Here is a 19,685-nt window from a genome sequence, read left to right as displayed (position 1 = left end):
CCTTGCAAATCGTGTGGGCGCAGATTTCGCAAGCGCTCGCCGCGATTTCCGGTTCCCCATGAATTTCGGCAAAGAGTCGAAGCTATTGTCTGCGAACGGAAGAGCCACAATCTATCTCCACGAAGTAATTAATATACTGTAATCTAATGTAAGTTTCCGCTGCATTCTCAGCAACAATGGATATAGTATCGTTAGATAGCTTGCGCACATCGAAAGATACCTTGCCTCAGGGGCAGGCCGGGATGAGCCCACAAATGATCAACATTACGCGCGCGGAAGATACTAGAAATGCTGCCCGGGGCTTTTCCACCGGGGGGCAGCAGGTCGATCATGACACAAAGGCAAAAATCAAGGCGCGGGTCTGTTACAACGCCGGGACAATCCGGATCATGATATCCACGCGCTGATCAACCGCGTTGTCACCGCCAGCCGCGACAGCCATCGATTCCGACACATCTTTGCTGTCGACCACCATCCGACCAATCTCGATGCCGCGCCGTTGCAACTGCGCCGCAACAACAGCCGCCCGCTGTGCGTCAAGCGGGCCATCCGTCTTATCGGACGTTTCGCTGATCGCCCTTTGACCGACAATACTGACCGAGAGATCGTCGTAGTACTTCAGAAAGGCCGAAACCTCATCAAGAATCTTTGTCGACCCTTCAACGGGTTTGGCGGAATTCTCATCGAAAAACACAAAGAACGCACTTGGCACGTCACGGTCCTTGACCGACGGAACCTGTGAACAAGACGCCAGAACAACCAGCAACAAAGGGATCAGAAACTTCCGCATCGGGTACTCCATTAAAAACCTAAGGTGTGGGGCACCCTGTATTTTGGCGATCCAAAGCCCGGATCGCCAAAACCTATCGCGTCATGTCATACCATCACGAGGAAGCAAACCTAGCTCAGTTGTTAAAGGAAACACCCGAGTAACTGCCGTCTGCGTTTCGTGTCGCGCGGGTACCACCGGCAGAAACAGACTGCGTGCCATTCGGATTCTGTGTGCTGGACGATTGCGTGCTGGTGTTTCCGGCATCGGCGGTTGCCGCCTTGGACCCATCACTGCTCTGTGTGGCAGAAGTTGCAGCCGTGCCAGGGTTGGCGCCCGAGGTGTTACTCGTAGTTGCCACACTTGGCGCAGGCGTTTCCGGAGGGGTGGTCGGAGGGGAAGTCGGACCACCGATCTTTGCCAACACCAGGACAGTCGGGGCGCAAACCGCGTAACTGCCAATCCGCTCGGGCCGCAGATCATAGCAGCGCACGTCCACTGCCGTCATCAAAGCCGAGTCGTCTTTCGGACGGTCATATTTAGTGAACTTGTCGCCCTCCATCATGCCGCCATAGTTCTCGCAACCGCCATAGGTGTTCACGAGATCGATCTTCAGATCGCTGCACGGAACTGGCGGCGCGACCATGATCTTCAAGGCGCGCTCGTCTGCCGGGTTCAGCAGCTTGGCCGGAGCAGGCGCACAAGCCGCCAACGCACCGAAAGTTGCCACCAAAGCCAACGATACAAACCTCGACCCAAAACGCAATGTCATCTGAACTTCCTTACCAAAGGCGGGCACGCGGGGTGCGCCGCAAATCCTATTCACCGAAAAACCCGGGGTGCGATTCCCGAATTTTCACAAAAACACGCTCGACATGACTGGGATCGCCGCGGCCCCAGTGGAACTCGGTCGTCAAAAGGCCGCCATCCTGCGCAAGATCACTTGCCACAATCCCGTCGAAGGGCGAGCGGTTCGGGTCCATCGCGATGTCAAACTGCGCCTGAATGGCCCCTGAAAACGCGTTGATCTGCTGCGCGTTGCTCTGCGCCGATTGCACCTGATAGGCCGCCATCTGCGCGCGCCAGGCCATCGAAGCCTCGGCAATCACACCAGTCTGTGCGCCCCAGCCCCAGTCGCCATCGGCGTCCAGTGGGTTGTAGGGGTTCCAGTTTGCAAGGATCACAACACTGATCACATCGGCCAAGGTCGGCGGCGGGCTGCCCGGACTCCACGGCGCAATCGGCTCTGGCAGCACGACCCCCAGCACGTCGGCAAGATCGGGCGGCGACAGCGGGCCGACCGTCAGCAGACGCGGGTCTGCGCCCGACACAGCGGCCTCAAAACCAGAGGGAGCAGCCAGAAGCACCACGTCAAGCGGGGCAAGCCGAAGATTGGTCTCGACCGGCTCAGCACCAGCAGCGGCCGTGAACACGCACAGCCATAGCCCGGCAGCAGCCGCTGAAATCCTGCATGTCATAGGCTTTTTCCCTGAATCCGACAATCAGCGCACCACAACTGCGCAGCCTTTGCTGCCCAACAGTGCTTTCATCTGTGCGGGGGCAGAGGCGGCAACCACAACCACACAGCTTTTTGCAGCGCGCGCCACAGGCCGGGGGGCAGCAACAGCAGCAACGACTTGCGGGGCGGTCTCAGCAGTGCCTGACGTGGCGACCGAAACACCAGAGGTCGTTGCGATGGGCTTACCCCAGAAATTCTTTTTCACCGTATTGGTCGGCGGCGCGACACCCAGCCGGGCAAAGCCGGGCGACAGGTATTCATCATCGCGCATCACCTCAAAGGCCAGCCGTTTCATGAACAACGCATCTTCGGGCGACAAGCTTTGCGACGCGCCGATCAGGGTTTGCACCCAGTTGCGGCGCTGGCAGCTGGCATCTTCCTTCGACACGCCGCCGCCAAAGGACACCCCCGGTATGGCACCAGAGGCCGCCATGCTGGCGCCGATGCACGGCCCCCCCGCAAAGCTGGGCATGCCGGGTGCGTTCGGCGTCATGCGATAGCTGGCAGCGCCGCCGGTGATGGATTGCACGGTCACATTCGCCGTCGGGCTGCTGGTCAGATTGGCGTTCTGTTCGCCCGAAACGGTTTGGTCATTGGTTGACAGATCGGATGGGGTCGACTGCGCAAAGCCAGGCGTGGCGATGAACCCGAGCATCATCGCAAAGCACGGCACCAAACTGCGGCGCAGCATAACCTTGTTGGTATGGCTCAACATCAACTCTTCCTCAGGATTAATAAGATCATTTAGATCTGAAACACAGGCAGCGGCGTGATCCTTGATCTTTCGCACGCAGTGGCTGCCAGCCCGTGGGGGCTGGCAGCTTTTGTTCAAGCAACCCCGCGCGCCCCGCAGAACGGGGCGGCAGGAAATTTGCTGGATTACGGAGCGGCCGCGAACACAGAGCCATAGCCGGACAGGCCGCTGGTCGCAGCGCCGCCGCCGAAGAAGCCACCGGTCGAAGCACCCAGCGAGATCGTGCCGCCGCCAACGTTGGCAACCGCCAGATCGATCGTGCTGCCCAGGACGAAGCCGTTGGAGAAGCCGACTGCGCCTTCGCCATCTGCCAAGGTAGAGATTTCGGTCGACAGCGCAGCAAAGGTGGTTCCGGTGCCCGGTGCGATATTGATGCCCGAACCGTCCTTATCACCCAAAGCGTTCAATGCCGAATAGGCAACGCCGCTCTGCTCAGAGCTGACCGTCGTGCCGGTCGAGCCAACGAAGCCCGTGCCCGTGCCGATCAGGCCAGCAAGAACCGAAGTCGAACCTTCACCAACCAGCGAAGCTGCGGACTCGGATGTCGCATTCGAAGCGCTCGACAGCGTTCCAAACTCGTCAGTAGTGATTTCGTTAGCGACGGTATCACCGAATGCCGAGCCAACAGCGCCAACAGCAGCGTTCGCATCGCCCTGCGCCACAACGCGACCAGCGCCAATGCCCGATGCACTTGCAGTAACCGTACGGTCAAAGTCGAACGTGGTCAGCACGCCCGAATTTGCAACAGCTTCCGAAGCCTCGGAGCCCAGTGTAGTCCCGGAATTCGAAAAACCGGTCATGTTGAACTGAGCAGCTTCAGCCGAAATTACAACAGCAGCCGAACCAAGGCCGGTCACTTCTGCCGTGCCAGCGTAAAGGAAGCCGGTTTGGTCTGGCGACAGCAGCGAAACGCCGCCTGCAAAGCTGTTCGAGCCCAGATCCTGCGCAGCAGCAGCGCCAGCAGCAAGCACAACAGCCATAGCGGTCGTTGCCAACAAATTCGTATATGTCATCGTTTCCCTCGTGGAGTTTCCGCCCTATTGGGCATTTTAAAATATCGCCCAACGCAATCGCATCGAGCAAAAGCCAACAAGTAGTAGTAGATATGGAGCAAGAGCTACCACGGGTCGTGTATTACAAAAATCAAACCCCATCAACATATTGGACTTCCGTTGCGTCAATCTTAATATATTTAAATAATCGAAAGTATAATAACAAATATCTTTAGTATATTTGGCTTTTCAAAGTTTTTTGTTCCTGCATTTCAAGATGGCATATTCTGGCCAACACCCCTAAATTCAACAGATGGCAAGTCCCCATTGGCCGCCGGGCAGCACGCCAGTTCGGCAAGCCGTCTTGGGTGCCAAGTCAAGGGTCAAAGGAACAATCCTCATGCCGTCTGCGCCGCTCTGCCGCCAGCCCTGCCGAACCGCCGTGGTTTTAGCGGTGGCGCTTCTGACGTTTGCGGCCCCAGTTGCGGCCCAGACCCCGGCCCTACCCGGCACGCAATACGATTGCGTCATGGACCCCGCAGCCTTGATCCATGTCAGCGCCAGCGCGCCGGGTGTGATTGACGCGGTTCTGGTGCGGCGCGGCGACCCGGTGACAAAAGGCCAGATCGTCGCCCGGATCCGCGCGGTGGTCGAAGAGGCGTCGATCAAGATCCTGGAAACCCGGGCAGACTCGGCGGCAGCCATCGACGCCCAACAAGCCCGCGTTCTGTACAGCAAGGGCAGGGTTGATCGCGCCCGCCGATTGGTCAAGGAAAAGGCGCAAAGCGTCAGCCAACTGGAAGAATTCGAATACGATTACAACACCGCGCAAGCGTTGCTGCAACAGGCGCTTCTGGATCAGGAAACCGCCCGCGCAGAACTTGCCCGTGCCCGCACGGCGCTAGAGCAAACGATCATCCGCGCGCCAGTGGACGGCTATGTTTTGGAAACCACGCTGAAGCCGGGCGAATATGCCACGGGCGAGCGGCATGTGATGCAGATTGTCCAGCTTGATCCGCTGCTGGTCGAGGCGTTCCTACCGGTTGAGCTATACGCTGCGACTTCGGTCGGCCAAGCCGTGGCCGTGCTGCCGGATGCCCCGGTCTCGGGTCGCTACACCACCACGATCACCGTGGTTGACCGCGTGTTCGACACCGCATCGCGTACCTTTGGCGTGCAGGCAGAATTGTCAAACCCCGATGGCGTGCTGCCCGCCGGGCACCGCTGCCTGTTGGAATTCATCGCACCCGAGGCCGCAGCGCTGGCCCCGTCGCCATGACAGACAGCCCGGCCCTGACCCATCTGCTGGGCTTGCTGCCGACCCCGCCGCTGTGCGCCAGATCGGTCAAGCTGACGGCCGACAGTATCTCGGGCGGCCGCGTGCTGTGCACCCTGCCCCGCGCTGCCTTCGCGCCGCAATCATCCCGCCACTTTATGCAAATATCCGAGGCGTTTACCGGGGTATCCTGTGCCGCTTTTCTGCCTTTTCTGCCGCAGTGCGATCTGTTTCATTTTGGCATTGATCCGCAGGATGGCGGCGGCCAGCCCGCACCGGTGCGCAAGGTCTATGCCGAATTGACGCAGACTTTTGCCGCCGATCCCGCCCTGAACTATTTTGCGCTGAAGGTAATAGGTGGGCGGCATTTGCAGACCCGCTACCTGAACCATTTGGTGCCAGACCACGCCGCCGCCCTTGCACTGTTGGCCACACTCAGCCTGCCGCATTCCCTGCGCCCTGCTGCCGCTGCGTTCTTGCTCTATCTGGTGGATCACCCCCCGGCGCCAGATGTGCTTGACGTGGTGGAACAGGGATCAACCCGCCGCTCTATCGACATCAATTTCTCGGATTGGCCGCTGACCGCGCGGGGTCTGGAGCTGCTGCTTGATTTGTTGACCGCCTTGCGCCCCTCAGATACCGGGCTTGCGGATCTGCTGCGCCCGGCTGTCAGCCATGTGGCGATCGGCACCTCGGCCGCGGGTCAGGCGTTTGTCACACTATATGGATTTCCGCACCCACCTGCCGATCATGGGCACGTCCATGCCTGACGCAATCCAGTCCCGCCCCAGCGATCCTGCGCGTGATTTCTGCCAATGGCCCTATGATCCGCCACTTCAGCCCGCGCCCGGTGCCCTGCGACAATCGGCAATCCTGTTTCATGCACTGACATTGATGCCCAACGGTTCTGCGCTGCTGGCGGTTGTGCTGCGGATCCGCGCGTTCTGGGGCAGGTTCAACACGGTCTGGGGTCTTAAATCCGCCGATGGCCGCCTTGGACTAGAGCTTTACTTCTACGACTATGACCGCGCCGAACGAAGGACAAAAATCAGCTCGTTCCTAAACGCATTCCCAGACCTGTTTGCACCCTCCTTCACCATCGATGATGGCATTCCGTTCTTCATGTGCTCGATCGAATTCAACGCCGAGGATTCCGGGCTGCTGGAGGCACGAACGCACATGACCACCATAGACCTGTACACAGACGGATTTGGCGGCACCACTTCGGCCGGCCTGTGTCACGCGTGGGATGGCGTCAGCCTGACCCTGAAAAACATCTATCGCTTCTATGAATCGCACCCCGATCGCGCAGAGATCACCAGCGCCATGGCCGCCAGTGCCCGCACATCGCAGATCAAAAAGCTGCCTCCCGAACTTTGCGCAGGCGCATGGCAGGAAGAAATTTTTGTCTTTGCCCAGAAGCGCACCAGCGATTGCGTTTATTTTTCCCGGATTAAGATTCAGGCTGTGCGTGATCTTTGCGCAAAATTCGCATTTCCGCCCGAAATTATAGGATTCCTTGCAGACCAAGACGCCAATCTGGCGCATCATCTGTTCGATGTTGGTATTGACTATACTGTATCATCCGGCGGTGACGCATTACCCGCAAAGGCAGGGCTTTATGGATTGTTGTAGAACGCGCTGGATGCAATCGGCTTATATTCGGGGTGTTGCTGCTAAAACTCTGGCTCAGGCTCGCAAAAACCAATAGACTTTTGGGATGATTGCCCATGGTACGCGGCAGAACACCGCACCGCCGCGTTTCGTAGCCCCTGCTGAAAGATTCACTATGCACGCGACCAAACCATGAACCCGCATGCGCCTGAAATCCTTGGCAACCACGCTTACCGCGTTGGCACCACATCACCCGCCGACGGCCCAAACAGCCAGAAACGCTTCAGCCTGCGCGACCACGATACCTACGTTTCGCTAACGATGGAGTTTCGCTGCAATCTGCGCTGCACGCACTGCATGATTGAAGGCACCATGGATCGGCTTGCGCCAACCGATGCCGAGAGCTTTGATCGCGTTCTGGCAGAGCAGGCAGCGACAGCGCCGTGGCAGGGGCTGGTGCTGACCGGATCCGAAATCACCCTACGTCGGGATCTGCCCGAACTTGCGCGGCGCGCCCGCGCCGCAGGTTTTGCCCATGTGCGTATTCAGACCCACGGCATGCACCTGAACCGCGCGCCCTATCTAGAGTCGCTGATTGACGCCGGGGTTGATGAGTTCTTCATCTCAGTAGCGGGTCAGGATGCCGCCACCCACGATCAGATCACACGGGTGCCGGGATCTTGGGCGCGGATGATGCAGGGCATCGCCTTGATCGAGGCGCATCCCGCCGATCTTAGGATTATCACCAACACCGTCGTCACCGCGCAATCCTACACCTTTCTGTCCGGCATTGTGGCAGCCTTGGCGACGATGCACAAAGTGGTGCAGCACGAGTTCTGGAACTACTTTCCGATGGCCGAAGATGATCACAAATCGCTGATCGTGCGCCATGCCGACCTCTTGCCACCATTGCGCGCCGCCATTCTGGCTGCCCGTGCCGCAGGCAGACTGGTCGAGGTCAAGAATGTACCTGAATGCCTAATGGGCGATCTGCGCGGGGCGCTGGTCAACGCTCAGCCCACGCTGGTGATCGACCCTGCGTTCTGGGCCGAATTCGACCGCAACAGGTTCTATCAATGCCCGCACCGCGACAGCTGCGCTTCGACCGAATGCCTCGGCCTGACCGAAGCCTATATCCGCCGCTATGGCACCGAAGCGGAAACTCTGCGCGCGCTTCAGTTCTAGCTTTGCCACCCCGCACGGCTCTTTTGCAACAGACCCGCGCGGGATGGGTGGCGCAAGTGACAAGGACGGTTGGTTGGCGTTTGATGTGACAGATTATAAGGCGGCGCAAGCAGCGGTCGATAGCTTTGAGGCCGAGGTCGGGGTGATTGACATTCTGGTGAACAATGCAGGCATGCAGCACCGCGGGCCGCTTGAGGAATTTCCCGAAGAAGCGTTTCAGCGCGTGTTGCGGACCAACATCGCATCGGTTTTCAATGTGGGCCAAGCTGTCGCGCGGCATATGATCAAGCGCGGCGCTGGCAAGATCATCAACATCGCCTCGGTGCAGACGGCTTTGGCGCGTCCAGGGATTGCGCCCTATACTGCCATCAAGGGCGCAGTGGGCAATCTGACCAAAGGGATGGCCACCGATTGGGCGCGGTATGGGTTGCAGTGCAATGCGATTGCGCCGGGGTATTTTGACACACCATTGAACGCAGCTTTGGTCGCGGACCCCAGCTTTCAGCGAATGGCTGGAAAAGCGTACGCCTGCGGGGCGTTGGGGGCGGGTCGAGGAACTGGTCGGGGCTTGCGTATTTCTGGCATCGGCTGCGTCGAGTTTTGTGAATGGGCAGTGTTTGTATGCCGATGGCGGGATTACCGCCAGTTTGTGAGGCGGGGGTGAGGGCTAATGAAGATCGTGTTGATGGGGGTGGCGGGCTGCGGGAAATCCTCGGTCGGAGTGGTGTTGGGGGAGGCACTGGCCCTGCCCTACCGCGATGGCGATGATCTGCATCCGGCAGAGAATATCGCCAAGATGAGCCGGGGCGAGGCTTTGACGGATGCGGACCGCTGGCCTTGGCTGGCGCTGGTGGGGCAGGCTTTGCGCGCGCCGGGGATTATCGGTTGCTCGGCTTTGAAGCGGTCGTATCGGGAGTTGATTGACGCCGAGGCGGGCGGCGGGGTGGTGTTTGTGCATTTGTCGGGGTCGCGGGCGCTGATTGAGGCCCGGATACGGGCGCGAACCGGGCATTTTATGCCGCCTGCCTTGCTCGACAGCCAGTTTTCCACTTTGGAAGTGCCCGCACAGGATGAGCGGGCGGTGGTGGTCGATATTGATCAGCCGCTGGTGGCAGTGGTGGCGGAGATAGCCACCAAGCTGCGCAGATTGGGGCTGGCCGCTGGGGGCTCGCCCCCAGACCCCGAGGATATTTAAGCCAATGTGAAAGCAAATTTATGGGTTTGGTGGCAGTTGGAAGCGCTGCTCACTCCCCTCCCCTTTTTTAACGCTTTCACATTGGCTCAATATCCCACGGGGTCCGGGGGGTGAAACCCCCAGCTTGGCGGCTTGGTGCGAAGCATACAAGAAAACCTTGTGTCCCTAAGCGGGTCTCACACGATCACCATACTCTGAATCTCTCGCGCCAGCCTTGCGGCCACTGGCGGCAGGATGCTGCCTGCGCGGGTGACAAGGCCGAAGGGTTCGACCTCAATGCCAAGGTCGATGGCCAGTTCGGTATAGGGCGCGTCGGGATGCGCGGAAAAGCTGGTGACCACGGCGCGCGCCAACGGCGCGATGGCGTTGGATTGTTGGATCAGTGCGAAGATCAGCAGGAAGGATGCGGTGGACAGCCGCTGCGGTGGGCTCGGCATGCCGCTGGCGCGCAGGCGGGCGTGGACGGCACGCGATAGCAGGGATTCGGGCGGCGGCATCACCCAATCGTAGGACATCAGGTCTGACGGTGTGGGGTTGGGGTGATTGGCAAGCGGATGGCCTTTGCGCACAACCAGGCTGACGAGTTCGGTGGCGATGGGGCTTAGCGTGAACAAATCGCGGGTCGGGCCTTCGGGCAGCCGGCCGATGACGAAATCCAGGCGTCCGGCGAGCAGTTGTTCGCACAAAAGGTCCGAGGGCGAGACGACGACCTCAACCGTCACAAGGGGCGCGGTAAGGCGGGCGTTGCGCAATGTGGGCAGCACGCGGTCGATGGCGGGTCCGGTGACGGCACCAATGCGGACGTGGCCGCTTGTGCCAGAGGCAACTTCGGTCATATCTCGGGCGGCGTCGCGCAACTCCATCTGGATGCGTTGGGCGCGGGCGGCGAGGGCTTGGCCTACGGCGGTGAGCGACATACCGCGCCCGGTGCGGTGGTGAACCGGGTGGCCGACGATGCGTTCCACCTCTGACAGCAGGCGCGAGGCGGCGGGTTGGGTGGTGCCGATCTGGCCCGCAGCAAGGCTGATCTGCCCAGTGTCGGCCAAGGCGGCCAGCAGGCGCAAATGGCTCAGTTTCAGGCCGCGCTGGGCCAGAAGATCGGCGCTGAGGGGTTTTGGCATATCAATTCCGCCATATGTCTATACGATTTCATCATTTGACCGATATATTTCGCTGTTGCAAGAGTGCCGCACGGTCTCGGGAGGGCCTACCTTTTCGAGCCGTCGGGTTATCGCGGCCATTGTGCCGCTTGGGAGGATACAGAATGCAAGTTTCAAGAAGGGCGCTTTTGGCGCTGGGCGGCGCAGCCGCTGCCACAAGCATCGTCGGTCTGCCAGCTTTTGCGCAAGACAAAGGCACCATCGGCATCGCGATGCCAACACAATCTTCGGCGCGCTGGATTTCGGACGGCAAGTCGATGGTGGAGCAGTTCACCGCGGCAGGCTACACCGCCGATCTGCAATATGCAGAAGACGACATTCCGAACCAGCTGAGCCAGATCGAAAACATGATCACCAATGGCGTCAAGGCGCTGGTGATCGCGGCAATTGACGGCACCACGCTGTCGAACGCTTTGGATGCGGCCAACAAGGCTGGCATCAAGATCATCGCTTATGACCGCCTGATCCGCGACAGCGGCTCGGTCGATTACTATGCGACCTTCGATAACTTCAAGGTTGGCGTGCAGCAGGCGACTTCGCTGGTTGAAGGCCTCAAAGAGCGTTTCGCCGACACCAAGCCATGGAATGTCGAACTGTTCGGCGGCAGCCCAGACGATAACAATGCGTTCTTCTTCTATGATGGCGCGATGTCAGTTCTGCAGCCGATGATTGATGCGGGCGATATTGCGATCCCGTCCGGCCAGTCCGGCATGAAGGTGGTTGGCACTCTGCGTTGGGATGCTGCCGTGGCGCAAGCCCGGATGGACAACCTGTTGTCGTCGAACTACGGCGACAAAGTGCTGCACGGCGCGCTGTCACCCTACGATGGTCTGTCGATCGGCATTCTGTCGTCGGTCAAGGGTGTCGGCTATGGTTCGGGCGATCTGAAAATGCCGATCGTCACCGGTCAAGATTGCGAAATCCCGTCGGTGAAGTCGATGATCGCAGGCGAGCAGTATTCCTCGATCTTCAAGGACACCCGCGAGCTGGCGAAAGTCACCGTCAAGATGGTGGACGCGGTTCTGTCCGGCGGGACTCCGGAAATCAACGACGAGAAAACCTATGACAACGGCGTCAAAGTTGTGCCGTCGTATCTGCTGGAAAGCCAGCCGGTCAACGCCACCAACTATGAGGCTGTGCTGGTGACTTCGGGCTATTACACCGCTGATCAGCTGAAGTAAGATAACGCCGTGCCCGTCTTTGGGCGGGCACGGGCTTTAGGGGGGAACCATGGCAGCATTGTTGGAAATGCGGGGGATCAGTAAGGTCTTTCCGGGTGTTCGGGCGTTGGATAATGTGTCGCTCAGCGTGCAGCCGGGCGAGATCCACGCGATCTGCGGCGAAAATGGCGCGGGCAAATCCACCCTGATGAAGGTGCTGTCGGGGGTTTATCCGTTTGGCTCTTACGAGGGCGATATTATTTACGACGGCGAGACTTTGGCTTGCCGCAACATCCGCGACAGTGAAGCGCGCGGGATTATCATTATCCATCAGGAACTTGCACTGGTGCCGTTGCTGTCGATTGCCGAGAACCTGTTCTTGGGCAACGAGGTGGCGAAGAACGGTGTGATCAACTGGGGCGAGGCCTATCAACGCACTGAAGGTTTGTTGAAGAAGGTCGGCCTGAAAGAACTGCCGACCACCAAGGTCGAAAAGCTGGGCGTCGGCAAGCAGCAGTTGATCGAGATCGCCAAGGCCTTGGCCAAGGATGTGCGGTTGCTGATCCTCGATGAGCCGACCGCAGCCTTGCAAGAGAATGACAGCCAGAAGCTGCTGGATCTGATGCTGGAATTGAAGGCGCAAGGCGTCACGCAGATCATCATCAGCCACAAGCTGAACGAAATTTCCCGTGTCGCCGACCGCATCACCGTGATCCGCGATGGCGCGTCGGTGTCCACCATGGACAAGCACGAAATCACCGAAGACCGCATCATCCGCGATATGGTCGGCCGCGATATGGCGCATCGCTATCCGGAACGCACCCTCAATCCGGGGCCGGTGCTGATGGAAGTTGCGGGCTGGAACGTCTGGCACACCGAACAAGCCGAGCGGCAGATCATCAAGGATGTGTCGTTCAACGTGAAAAAGGGCGAGATTGTTGGCATTGCCGGGCTGATGGGCACCGGGCGCACCGAACTTGCGATGTCGATTTTCGGCAAGTCTTATGGGCAGGGCCATAAGGGCTCGATCAAGATGCACGGGGTTGAGGTGGATGTGTCCACCGTGCCGAAAGCGGTCAAGGCGGGGATTGCCTATGTGACTGAGGATCGCAAAGGTCTGGGGCTGATCCTTGAGGAACCCATAGTCAAGAATATCACCCTCGCCAATCTGGCCGGGGTTGCGATGCGCGGTGTGCTGGATAAGCGGCGCGAAACCCGCGTGGCCGAGGGCTATCGCAAGCAACTCGCGATCCGCACGCCGGGGGTGCAGCAAAAGGTGGTGAACCTGTCGGGCGGCAACCAGCAAAAGGTGGTGCTGTCGAAATGGCTGTTCACCGAACCCGAGGTTCTGATTCTTGACGAGCCGACGCGTGGCATCGACGTCGGCGCCAAGTTTGAGATTTACACCATCATGAAGGAACTCGCCGAACAGGGCAGATCCATCGTGATGATCAGCTCGGAAATGCCCGAGTTGTTGGGGATGTGTGACCGGATTTATGTGATGAATGAGGGGCGCATCGTGGGGGAATTGAGCAGGGCCGAGGCCAGCCAAGAGAAGATCATGGCGTTGATCCTGAAGGGCGAAGGGAAGGCTGCATAATGGCACAAGATCAAAAATCCGGCTCGGCTTTGGGCGACCGCTTGCGCGAGAATGGCATGCTGTTGGCGCTGGTCGCCATTGTGGCGCTGTTTTCTATACTGCTCGCCTATCAGGGCAAAACGTTTTTGCAGCCGCAAAACATCACCAACATTTTCCTGCAGAATGGCCATGTGATCATCCTTGCCTTGGGGATGCTGCTGGTGATCGTGTCTGGGCATATTGATCTGTCGGTGGGGTCGGTGGCGGCATTTACCGGGGCGGTTGCGGCCTATCTGACCGTCAATCTGGGGCTGCCGTTCTATGTCGTGATCCCACTGACGCTGATCGTCGGCGGCTGCATCGGCGCTGTGCAAGGCTATTGGGTGGCGTTCTGGCGCATCCCGTCGTTCATCGTCACGCTGGCGGGGATGATGGTGTTCCGGGGGGCGACGATGTGGATGCTTGGCGGGCAGAACATCGGGCCGTTTCCGAAGGAATTCCAAGCGATTTCAAGTGGTTTTCTGCCGGATTTGACCGGGATCGGCCAGCCGCATGGGCTGACGGTGATCTTGATTTTGCTGGCGATTGGCGCGCAATTCTGGCTGGGGTTCCGGGCGCGGGCGCGCGATGCCGAGTTCGGGATTGAACCCGAGCCGATGGCGTTGTTCATGGGCCGCACCGTGTTAATCGCCGCTGCAACCGGGTTTGTCGGTTATCAACTCGCGTTTCTGAAGGGCCTGCCGAACGTGCTGGTGGTGCTGATCGTCCTCACCGTGCTTTATGCGTTTTTCACCGAAAACACCACGATGGGGCGGCGGATCTACGCGGTGGGTGGCAATGAAAAAGCCGCCAAACTCTCGGGCATCAACTCGGACCGTCTGGTGTTCGCCTGCTTTGTCAACATGGGCGTGCTGGCGGCTTTGGCGGGCATGATGGTGACGGCGCGGTTGAACTCGGCGACGCCAAAGGCAGGCACCGGATTTGAGCTCGATGCGATTGCCTCGGTGTTCATCGGCGGGGCTTCGATGACCGGAGGGTCAGGCAAGATCGTTGGCGTGGTGATCGGCGCGTTGATCATGGGCGTGATGAACATGGGCATGTCGATCATGGGCATCGGCATTGATTATCAGCAGATGATCAAGGGTCTGGTGCTGTTGGCTGCCGTGATCTTCGACGTCTACAATAAAGCGAAATAAGGCAGGAATATCATGCTGTTGTCTCAGATACTGAATGCGGATGGCTCGGTCAGCGTGGTGGCGCGGGAAGGCTCGGAAGCGGCTGTGGTGCGCGGGGCTGTCAGCACCTATGCGCTTGCGTCGGAGGCCTTGGCGAAAGGCATCGGCTTGGCCGAGGTGATCGCGGCGCGGGGTTTGGGCGAGGCGGTGGATCTGGTGGCACTGGCGGCTGCGGGCCGTCTTGCCCTGCCGATTACCCACCCCGATTTGACACATATGCATATGACCGGAACTGGCCTTACCCATCTGGGGTCAGCGGCGACGCGGGATGCGATGCACGCCAAGCTGGACGGGGCCGAAACGCTGACCGACAGCATGAAGATGTTCCAGATGGGTCTGGCCGATGGTCGGCCTGCGCCGGGTCAAGTCGGCGTGCAACCGGAATGGTTCTACAAGGGCAATGGCCATACGGCCGTGGCCCCCGGTGCGGCGCTGACCTCCCCCGGTTTCGCGCTGGATGGCGGGGAAGAACCGGAACTCGCAGGCATCTACCTGATCGACAAAGACGGCACCCCGGCGCGCGTCGGCTGGGCCTTGGCGAATGAGTTTTCCGATCATGTGACGGAACGGATCAACTATCTGTTCCTTGCCCATTCAAAACTGCGCGAGGCGTCGTTTGGGCCAGAGTTACTGGTTGGCGATCTGCCGAATGATGTGCGCGGGGCCAGCCGGATTTGGCGCGATGGTAAGGCGATCTTTGACAAGCCGTTCCTGTCGGGGGAGGCCAACATGTCGCACACCTTCGCTAATCTAGAGCACCACCACTTCAAATATGCCCTGTTCCGCCAGCCCGGCGATCTGCATGTGCATATGTTCGGCACCGCGACGTTAAGTTTTGCCGAGGGGCTGAACGTGCTGCCCGGCGATACCTTTGAAATTCAGGTGGACGCGTTTGGTCTGCCGCTGCGCAATACTTTGGCCATCGCCCCTGCCCTGTCGGGTGCGGTGACTGTCAAGCAACTCTGAGGATAACATGACCTTCAAACCCGCCGCATGGCCCCGCAAACTGCGCTCGCAAACTTGGTTTGGCGGCACCTCGAAGGACAATATCTATCACCGGGGCTGGATGAAGAACCAAGGCTTCCCGCCGGATTTGTTCGATGGCCGCCCGGTGATCGGCATCCTGAACACTTGGTCAGAACTGACCCCCTGCAACGCGCATCTGCGCGATCTGGCCGAGCGGGTGAAGCACGGTATTTATGAGGCGGGCGGGTTCCCGGTTGAGGTTCCGGTGTTTTCCGCTTCGGAAAGCGCCTTCCGCCCCACCGCAATGATGTTCCGCAACCTCGCCGCGATGGCCGTCGAGGAAGCCATGCGCGGCCAGCCTATGGATGGCTGCGTGCTGATGGTCGGCTGCGACAAGACCACGCCTTCGCTGCTGATGGCGGCGGCAAGCACGGATATTCCGTCGATTGTGGTGACCGGCGGGCCGATGCTGAACGGCTATTATAAGAATGAGCGGGTTGGCTCAGGCACGCATCTTTGGAAGTTTTCCGAGGCCGTGAAGGCCGGAACGATGACCAAAGAGGAATTTGTTGACGCCGAGGCCTCGATGTCGCGCTCGCCAGGGTCATGCAATACGATGGGCACAGCTTCGACGATGGCCTCGATGGCGGAAGCCTTGGGCATGGCCTTGTCGGGAAATGCCGCAATTCCGGCGGTAGACTCACGTCGCCGTGTGATGGCGCAGATTACCGGGCGTCGGATTGTGCAGATGGTCAAGGATGATCTGAAGCCGTCGGACATTCTGAAAAAAGAAGCCTTTGAGAACGCCATTCGCACCAACGCGGCGATCGGTGGTTCCACCAACGCTGTGATCCACCTGCTTGCCATCGCTGGCCGGGTTGGCGTTGATCTGACGCTGGAAGACTGGGATCGCTGCGGCCGCGATGTGCCGACGATTGTGAACCTGATGCCATCGGGCAAGTACCTGATGGAGGAATTCTTCTACGCAGGTGGTCTGCCGGTGGTGATCAAACGCCTTGGCGAGGCGGGTCTGCTGCACAAGGATGCGCTGACGGTGTCGGGTGAAACCGCATGGGAGCAGGTCAAAGATGTGGTCAACCACAACGATGACGTGATCCTGCCCGCAGACAAGGCGCTGGCGCAATCGGGCGGCGTGGTGGTGGTGAAGGGCAATCTCGCACCGAAGGGGGCTGTGCTGAAACCCTCTGCGGCGACGGCGGCTTTGCTGACCCACCGGGGCCGCGCCGTGGTGTTCGAGGATATCGACGACTACAAAGCCAAGATCAACGATGAGGATCTCGACATCGACGAGACCTGCATCATGGTGCTGAAAAACTGCGGGCCAAAGGGGTATCCGGGCATGGCAGAGGTCGGCAATATGGGCCTGCCGCCGAAGATCCTGCGCCGCGGCATCACCGATATGGTGCGGATTTCCGATGCGCGGATGTCTGGGACGGCGTACGGCACGGTTGTCTTGCACACCTCGCCGGAAGCGGCGGCGGGCGGGCCTTTGGCAGTGGTGCAGAACGGCGATTTCATTGAACTCGACGTGCCGAACCGCCGCCTGCATCTGGACATTTCCGATGAAGAACTGGCCGCGCGGCTGGCTGCATGGGTGCCGATCCATCCTTTGTACGAAAGCGGCTACGGCTGGCTGCATCAGCGCCACGTCGAGGGGGCCGATACCGGGGCGGATCTCGATTTCCTCAAAGGCGCGCGTGGCAATGCGGTGGGCAAGGATTCGCATTGATGCCCAAACCTATGAATGTGGCTCTGGTTGGCATCGGCAAGATCGCCATGGATCAGCATGTTCCGGCGATTGCCAATTCCAAGGATTGGGAGTTGGCGGCGACGGTTTCACGCAAGGGCTCGGTTGACGGCGTTGAATCCTTCACAGATTTCGCGGCGTTCCTGACCGCGCGCCCGGATGTAACAGTGGTCAGCCTCTGCCTGCCCCCGGTGCCACGGTTTGACTATGCCGAAGCCGCTTTGCTGGCAGGTCGGCATGTGATGCTGGAAAAACCCCCCGGCGCAACGCTTGCAGAAGTCCATGCTTTACAATCGCTTGCAGCCGAAAAAGGTCTGACGCTGTACACCACATGGCACAGCCGCATGGCGCATGCGGTGGCCCCGGCGAAGGCGTGGCTGGCAGATAAAACGATCCTGCGCGCCCATATCACTTGGCGCGAGGATGTGCGCAAATGGCATCCGGGGCAGGATTGGGTGTTTGAACCCGGCGGCATGGGCGTGTTTGATCCCGGCATCAATGCGCTCTCGATCCTGACAGAGATCTTGCCTGCGCCCGTGCATCTGACCGCCGCCAGCCTTGAGTTTCCGTTGAACCGCCAGACCCCGATTGCAGCCAAGCTGACCTTCTCGGGCCAGGTCACCGCCGATTTCGACTGGCGGCAAACCGGGCCGCAGACCTGGGATATCGAGGTGGACACCGACCAAGGCGCGATGGCCCTGCGGATGGGCGGCAACGTGCTGGAAATCAACGGCAAAGCGGCGGGCGGCGAGAATACCATCATGGGCGAATACCCGGCGCTGTACAAAAGGATGGCGGAATTGGTGGCGCATGGGGTGTCCGAGGTTGATCTTGCGCCGATGGTGCATGTGGCTGATGCTCTGACTTTGGGCCGCCGTATTGAAACCGAGGCTTTCGACTTCTAATTTCACATTGGCTCAAACACTCCACGGGGGTCTGGGGGGGTGAAACCCCCAGCCTGCGTTGAAAGGGAAACCACTATGCTGACTGGCAAACACCTTATCGCAGGCAACTGGGTTGCGGGCGACGCGACCTTCTTGTCGTCTCCGGCAACGGGCGAGGCTTTGGCCTTCGCCGTCGGCAGTCCGGCGCATGTCGATACGGCGGTGCAGGGGGCTGAGGCCGCTTATCCATCCTATTCGGCCCTCAGCCGCGAGGCGCGGGCGGCGTTTCTGGACAAAATCGCCGAGGAAATCGACGCGCGCGGGGCCGAGATCACAGCGATCGGCACTTCGGAAACCGGGCTGCCCGCCGCACGGCTAGAGGGCGAGCGGGGCCGCACCACCGGGCAGCTGCGGCTGTTTGCCAATCATATCCGCAAGGGTGAATATCTCGACCGCCGCTTTGATGCCGCACAGCCAGACCGCGCCCCCGCGCCGCGCCCTGAAATTCGCATGATGCAGGTGCCAGTGGGCCCGGTTGCGGTGTTTGGCGCCTCAAACTTCCCGCTCGCGTTTTCCACGGCAGGCGGCGATACCGCCAGCGCTTTGGCGGCTGGTTGCCCAGTGGTGGTTAAAGGCCATTCCGCGCATCCCGGCACGGGCGAGATTGTGGCGCAAGCCATTGATGCGGCAATCAAAGCGCATGGCCTGCATCCCGGCGTGTTTTCCTTGGTGCAGGGCGGCAACCGCGATGTCGGTGAAGCTTTGGTGCAGCATCCCTTGATCAAAGCGGTGGGCTTCACCGGGTCTTTGGGCGGCGGTCGGGCATTGTTTGACCTCTGCGCACGCAGGCCAGAACCGATCCCGTTCTTTGGCGAACTCGGTTCGGTCAACCCGATGTTTCTGCTGCCCGCCGCCGTCGCAGCGCGCGGTGTGGCTTTGGCCGCTGGCTGGGCCGGGTCGCTCACGATGGGCGCGGGCCAGTTTTGCACCAATCCCGGCATCGCGGTGGTGATCGACGGGACCGAGACGCAAGCCTTCATCGACGCGGTCAAGGCTGGGCTGGCCAAAGTCGGCCCGCAGATCATGCTGACCGATGGCATCGCTGCGGCCTACAGGGCTGGTCGAGACAAGATTGCGGCGGCGACGGGCGTGCAAGAAGTGCTGACCTCGGTCTGCGATATGCGCCAAGCCACGCCTTACCTGTTCGAAGTTTCGGGTGCCGATTGGCTTGCCAATCACGCCTTGGGCGAGGAAGTGTTCGGGCCCTTGGGGTTGGTCGTGCGCGTGGCCGATTTCGCCGAAATGCAGGCGGTGGCACAAGCCTTGCAGGGCCAGCTCACCTGCACTTTGCACATTGATGCCGCCGATTACCCGCACGCCCGCGCACTGCTGCCCGTGCTGGAACGCAAAGCGGGCCGCATTCTCGCCAACGGCTTCCCGACGGGCGTGGAGGTGGTCGATGCGCAGGTGCATGGCGGGCCATACCCCGCTTCAACAAACTTTGGCGCAACGTCTGTGGGCACGCTTTCCATTCGGCGTTGGTTGCGCCCGGTGGCGTTCCAGAACCTGCCAGCAGAATTGTTTCCGGCGGATTTGGTCTGACACCAAGGCCTAACTGACCCAACAAAA

18 protein-coding genes and 1 pseudogene are annotated in these 19,685 nt (G+C 60.0%); 13 read left to right on the top strand and 6 right to left on the bottom strand.

What is annotated here, in order from left to right:
* Positions 1–364 precede the first annotated feature (364 nt).
* The 5 genes from Q7V03_RS08385 to Q7V03_RS08365 all read right to left on the bottom strand — a co-directional run bounded on the left by Q7V03_RS08385 (position 365) and on the right by Q7V03_RS08365 (position 4,055).
* Positions 365–790, bottom strand: a complete 426-nt coding sequence (locus Q7V03_RS08385) for a hypothetical protein (RefSeq protein ID WP_304925146.1) — start codon at positions 788–790, stop codon at positions 365–367.
* A 115-nt stretch (positions 791–905) separates the two neighbouring features.
* Positions 906–1,541, bottom strand: coding sequence for a hypothetical protein (locus Q7V03_RS08380; protein WP_304925145.1), 636 nt, complete (start codon positions 1,539–1,541; stop codon positions 906–908).
* Positions 1,542–1,587: 46 nt separating this feature from the next.
* Positions 1,588–2,247, bottom strand: a complete 660-nt coding sequence (locus tag Q7V03_RS08375; protein ID WP_304925144.1) for a hypothetical protein — start codon at positions 2,245–2,247, stop codon at positions 1,588–1,590.
* Positions 2,248–2,271: 24 nt separating this feature from the next.
* Entirely contained in the window at positions 2,272–3,003 is a 732-nt protein-coding gene (locus tag Q7V03_RS08370; RefSeq protein ID WP_304925143.1) for a hypothetical protein, read from the bottom strand.
* Between the two features lie 164 nt (positions 3,004–3,167).
* Complete coding sequence (locus Q7V03_RS08365; RefSeq protein WP_304925142.1) at positions 3,168–4,055, bottom strand: hypothetical protein; 888 nt, start codon at positions 4,053–4,055, stop codon at positions 3,168–3,170.
* 379 nt (positions 4,056–4,434) lie between these two features.
* On the opposite strand from Q7V03_RS08365, the gene Q7V03_RS08360 reads away from it, so the two are divergent.
* From Q7V03_RS08360 to Q7V03_RS08335, 6 genes and pseudogenes are all read left to right on the top strand, one after another.
* Positions 4,435–5,313, top strand: coding sequence for an efflux RND transporter periplasmic adaptor subunit (locus Q7V03_RS08360; RefSeq protein ID WP_304925141.1), 879 nt, complete (start codon positions 4,435–4,437; stop codon positions 5,311–5,313).
* Positions 5,310–6,080, top strand: coding sequence for a hypothetical protein (locus tag Q7V03_RS08355; RefSeq protein WP_304925140.1), 771 nt, complete (start codon positions 5,310–5,312; stop codon positions 6,078–6,080). Before Q7V03_RS08360 ends, Q7V03_RS08355 begins: the two co-directional genes overlap by 4 nt.
* 154 nt (positions 6,081–6,234) lie before the next feature.
* Complete coding sequence (locus tag Q7V03_RS08350; protein WP_304925139.1) at positions 6,235–6,945, top strand: hypothetical protein; 711 nt, start codon at positions 6,235–6,237, stop codon at positions 6,943–6,945.
* Positions 6,946–7,116: 171 nt separating this feature from the next.
* Entirely contained in the window at positions 7,117–8,109 is a 993-nt protein-coding gene (locus Q7V03_RS08345; protein WP_304925138.1) for a radical SAM protein, read from the top strand.
* Positions 8,110–8,182: 73 nt separating this feature from the next.
* A pseudogene (locus tag Q7V03_RS08340) lies at positions 8,183–8,762 on the top strand (SDR family oxidoreductase); the annotation flags it as partial.
* A gap of 17 nt (positions 8,763–8,779) precedes the next feature.
* On the top strand, positions 8,780–9,304 hold the full coding sequence (locus Q7V03_RS08335; protein WP_304925137.1) for a gluconokinase: 525 nt from the start codon (positions 8,780–8,782) through the stop codon (positions 9,302–9,304).
* Positions 9,305–9,480: 176 nt separating this feature from the next.
* Here Q7V03_RS08335 and Q7V03_RS08330 read toward each other — a convergent pair whose 3' ends face one another.
* A complete protein-coding gene (locus tag Q7V03_RS08330) occupies positions 9,481–10,425 on the bottom strand; it encodes a LysR substrate-binding domain-containing protein (RefSeq protein WP_304925136.1) in 945 nt (314 codons plus the stop codon).
* A 143-nt stretch (positions 10,426–10,568) separates the two neighbouring features.
* Here Q7V03_RS08330 and chvE point away from each other — a divergent pair, with 143 nt between their 5' ends.
* The 7 genes from chvE to Q7V03_RS08295 all read left to right on the top strand — a co-directional run bounded on the left by chvE (position 10,569) and on the right by Q7V03_RS08295 (position 19,658).
* Positions 10,569–11,645, top strand: a complete 1,077-nt coding sequence (gene chvE, locus Q7V03_RS08325; protein WP_304925135.1) for a multiple monosaccharide ABC transporter substrate-binding protein — start codon at positions 10,569–10,571, stop codon at positions 11,643–11,645.
* A 49-nt stretch (positions 11,646–11,694) separates the two neighbouring features.
* Positions 11,695–13,224: a multiple monosaccharide ABC transporter ATP-binding protein gene (mmsA, locus tag Q7V03_RS08320; RefSeq protein WP_304925134.1), complete on the top strand. Its 1,530-nt coding sequence runs from the start codon at positions 11,695–11,697 to the stop codon at positions 13,222–13,224.
* Positions 13,224–14,399 (top strand): multiple monosaccharide ABC transporter permease, encoded by a 1,176-nt coding sequence (gene mmsB, locus Q7V03_RS08315; protein WP_304925133.1) that lies wholly within the window; start codon positions 13,224–13,226, stop codon positions 14,397–14,399. Before mmsA ends, mmsB begins: the two co-directional genes overlap by 1 nt.
* Before the next feature lie 12 nt (positions 14,400–14,411).
* Positions 14,412–15,404 carry an AraD1 family protein gene (araD1, locus tag Q7V03_RS08310; protein WP_304925132.1) on the top strand — a complete coding sequence of 331 codons (993 nt, stop codon included), beginning with the start codon at positions 14,412–14,414 and terminating at the stop codon, positions 15,402–15,404.
* 7 nt (positions 15,405–15,411) lie between these two features.
* Positions 15,412–17,154: an L-arabinonate dehydratase gene (gene araD, locus Q7V03_RS08305; protein WP_304925131.1), complete on the top strand. Its 1,743-nt coding sequence runs from the start codon at positions 15,412–15,414 to the stop codon at positions 17,152–17,154.
* An 11-nt stretch (positions 17,155–17,165) separates the two neighbouring features.
* Positions 17,166–18,077: a Gfo/Idh/MocA family protein gene (locus Q7V03_RS08300; RefSeq protein ID WP_304925158.1), complete on the top strand. Its 912-nt coding sequence runs from the start codon at positions 17,166–17,168 to the stop codon at positions 18,075–18,077.
* A gap of 75 nt (positions 18,078–18,152) precedes the next feature.
* Entirely contained in the window at positions 18,153–19,658 is a 1,506-nt protein-coding gene (locus Q7V03_RS08295) for an aldehyde dehydrogenase (NADP(+)) (protein ID WP_304925130.1), read from the top strand.
* Positions 19,659–19,685: the final 27 nt, after the last annotated feature.

The sequence above is a fragment of the Cypionkella sp. genome, assembly GCF_030652235.1.
In the GTDB taxonomy this organism is placed as follows: Bacteria; Pseudomonadota; Alphaproteobacteria; order Rhodobacterales; family Rhodobacteraceae; genus Cypionkella.
Note: the sequence above shows the minus strand (reverse complement) of the source record. Positions and strands in the feature narration are given on the sequence as shown.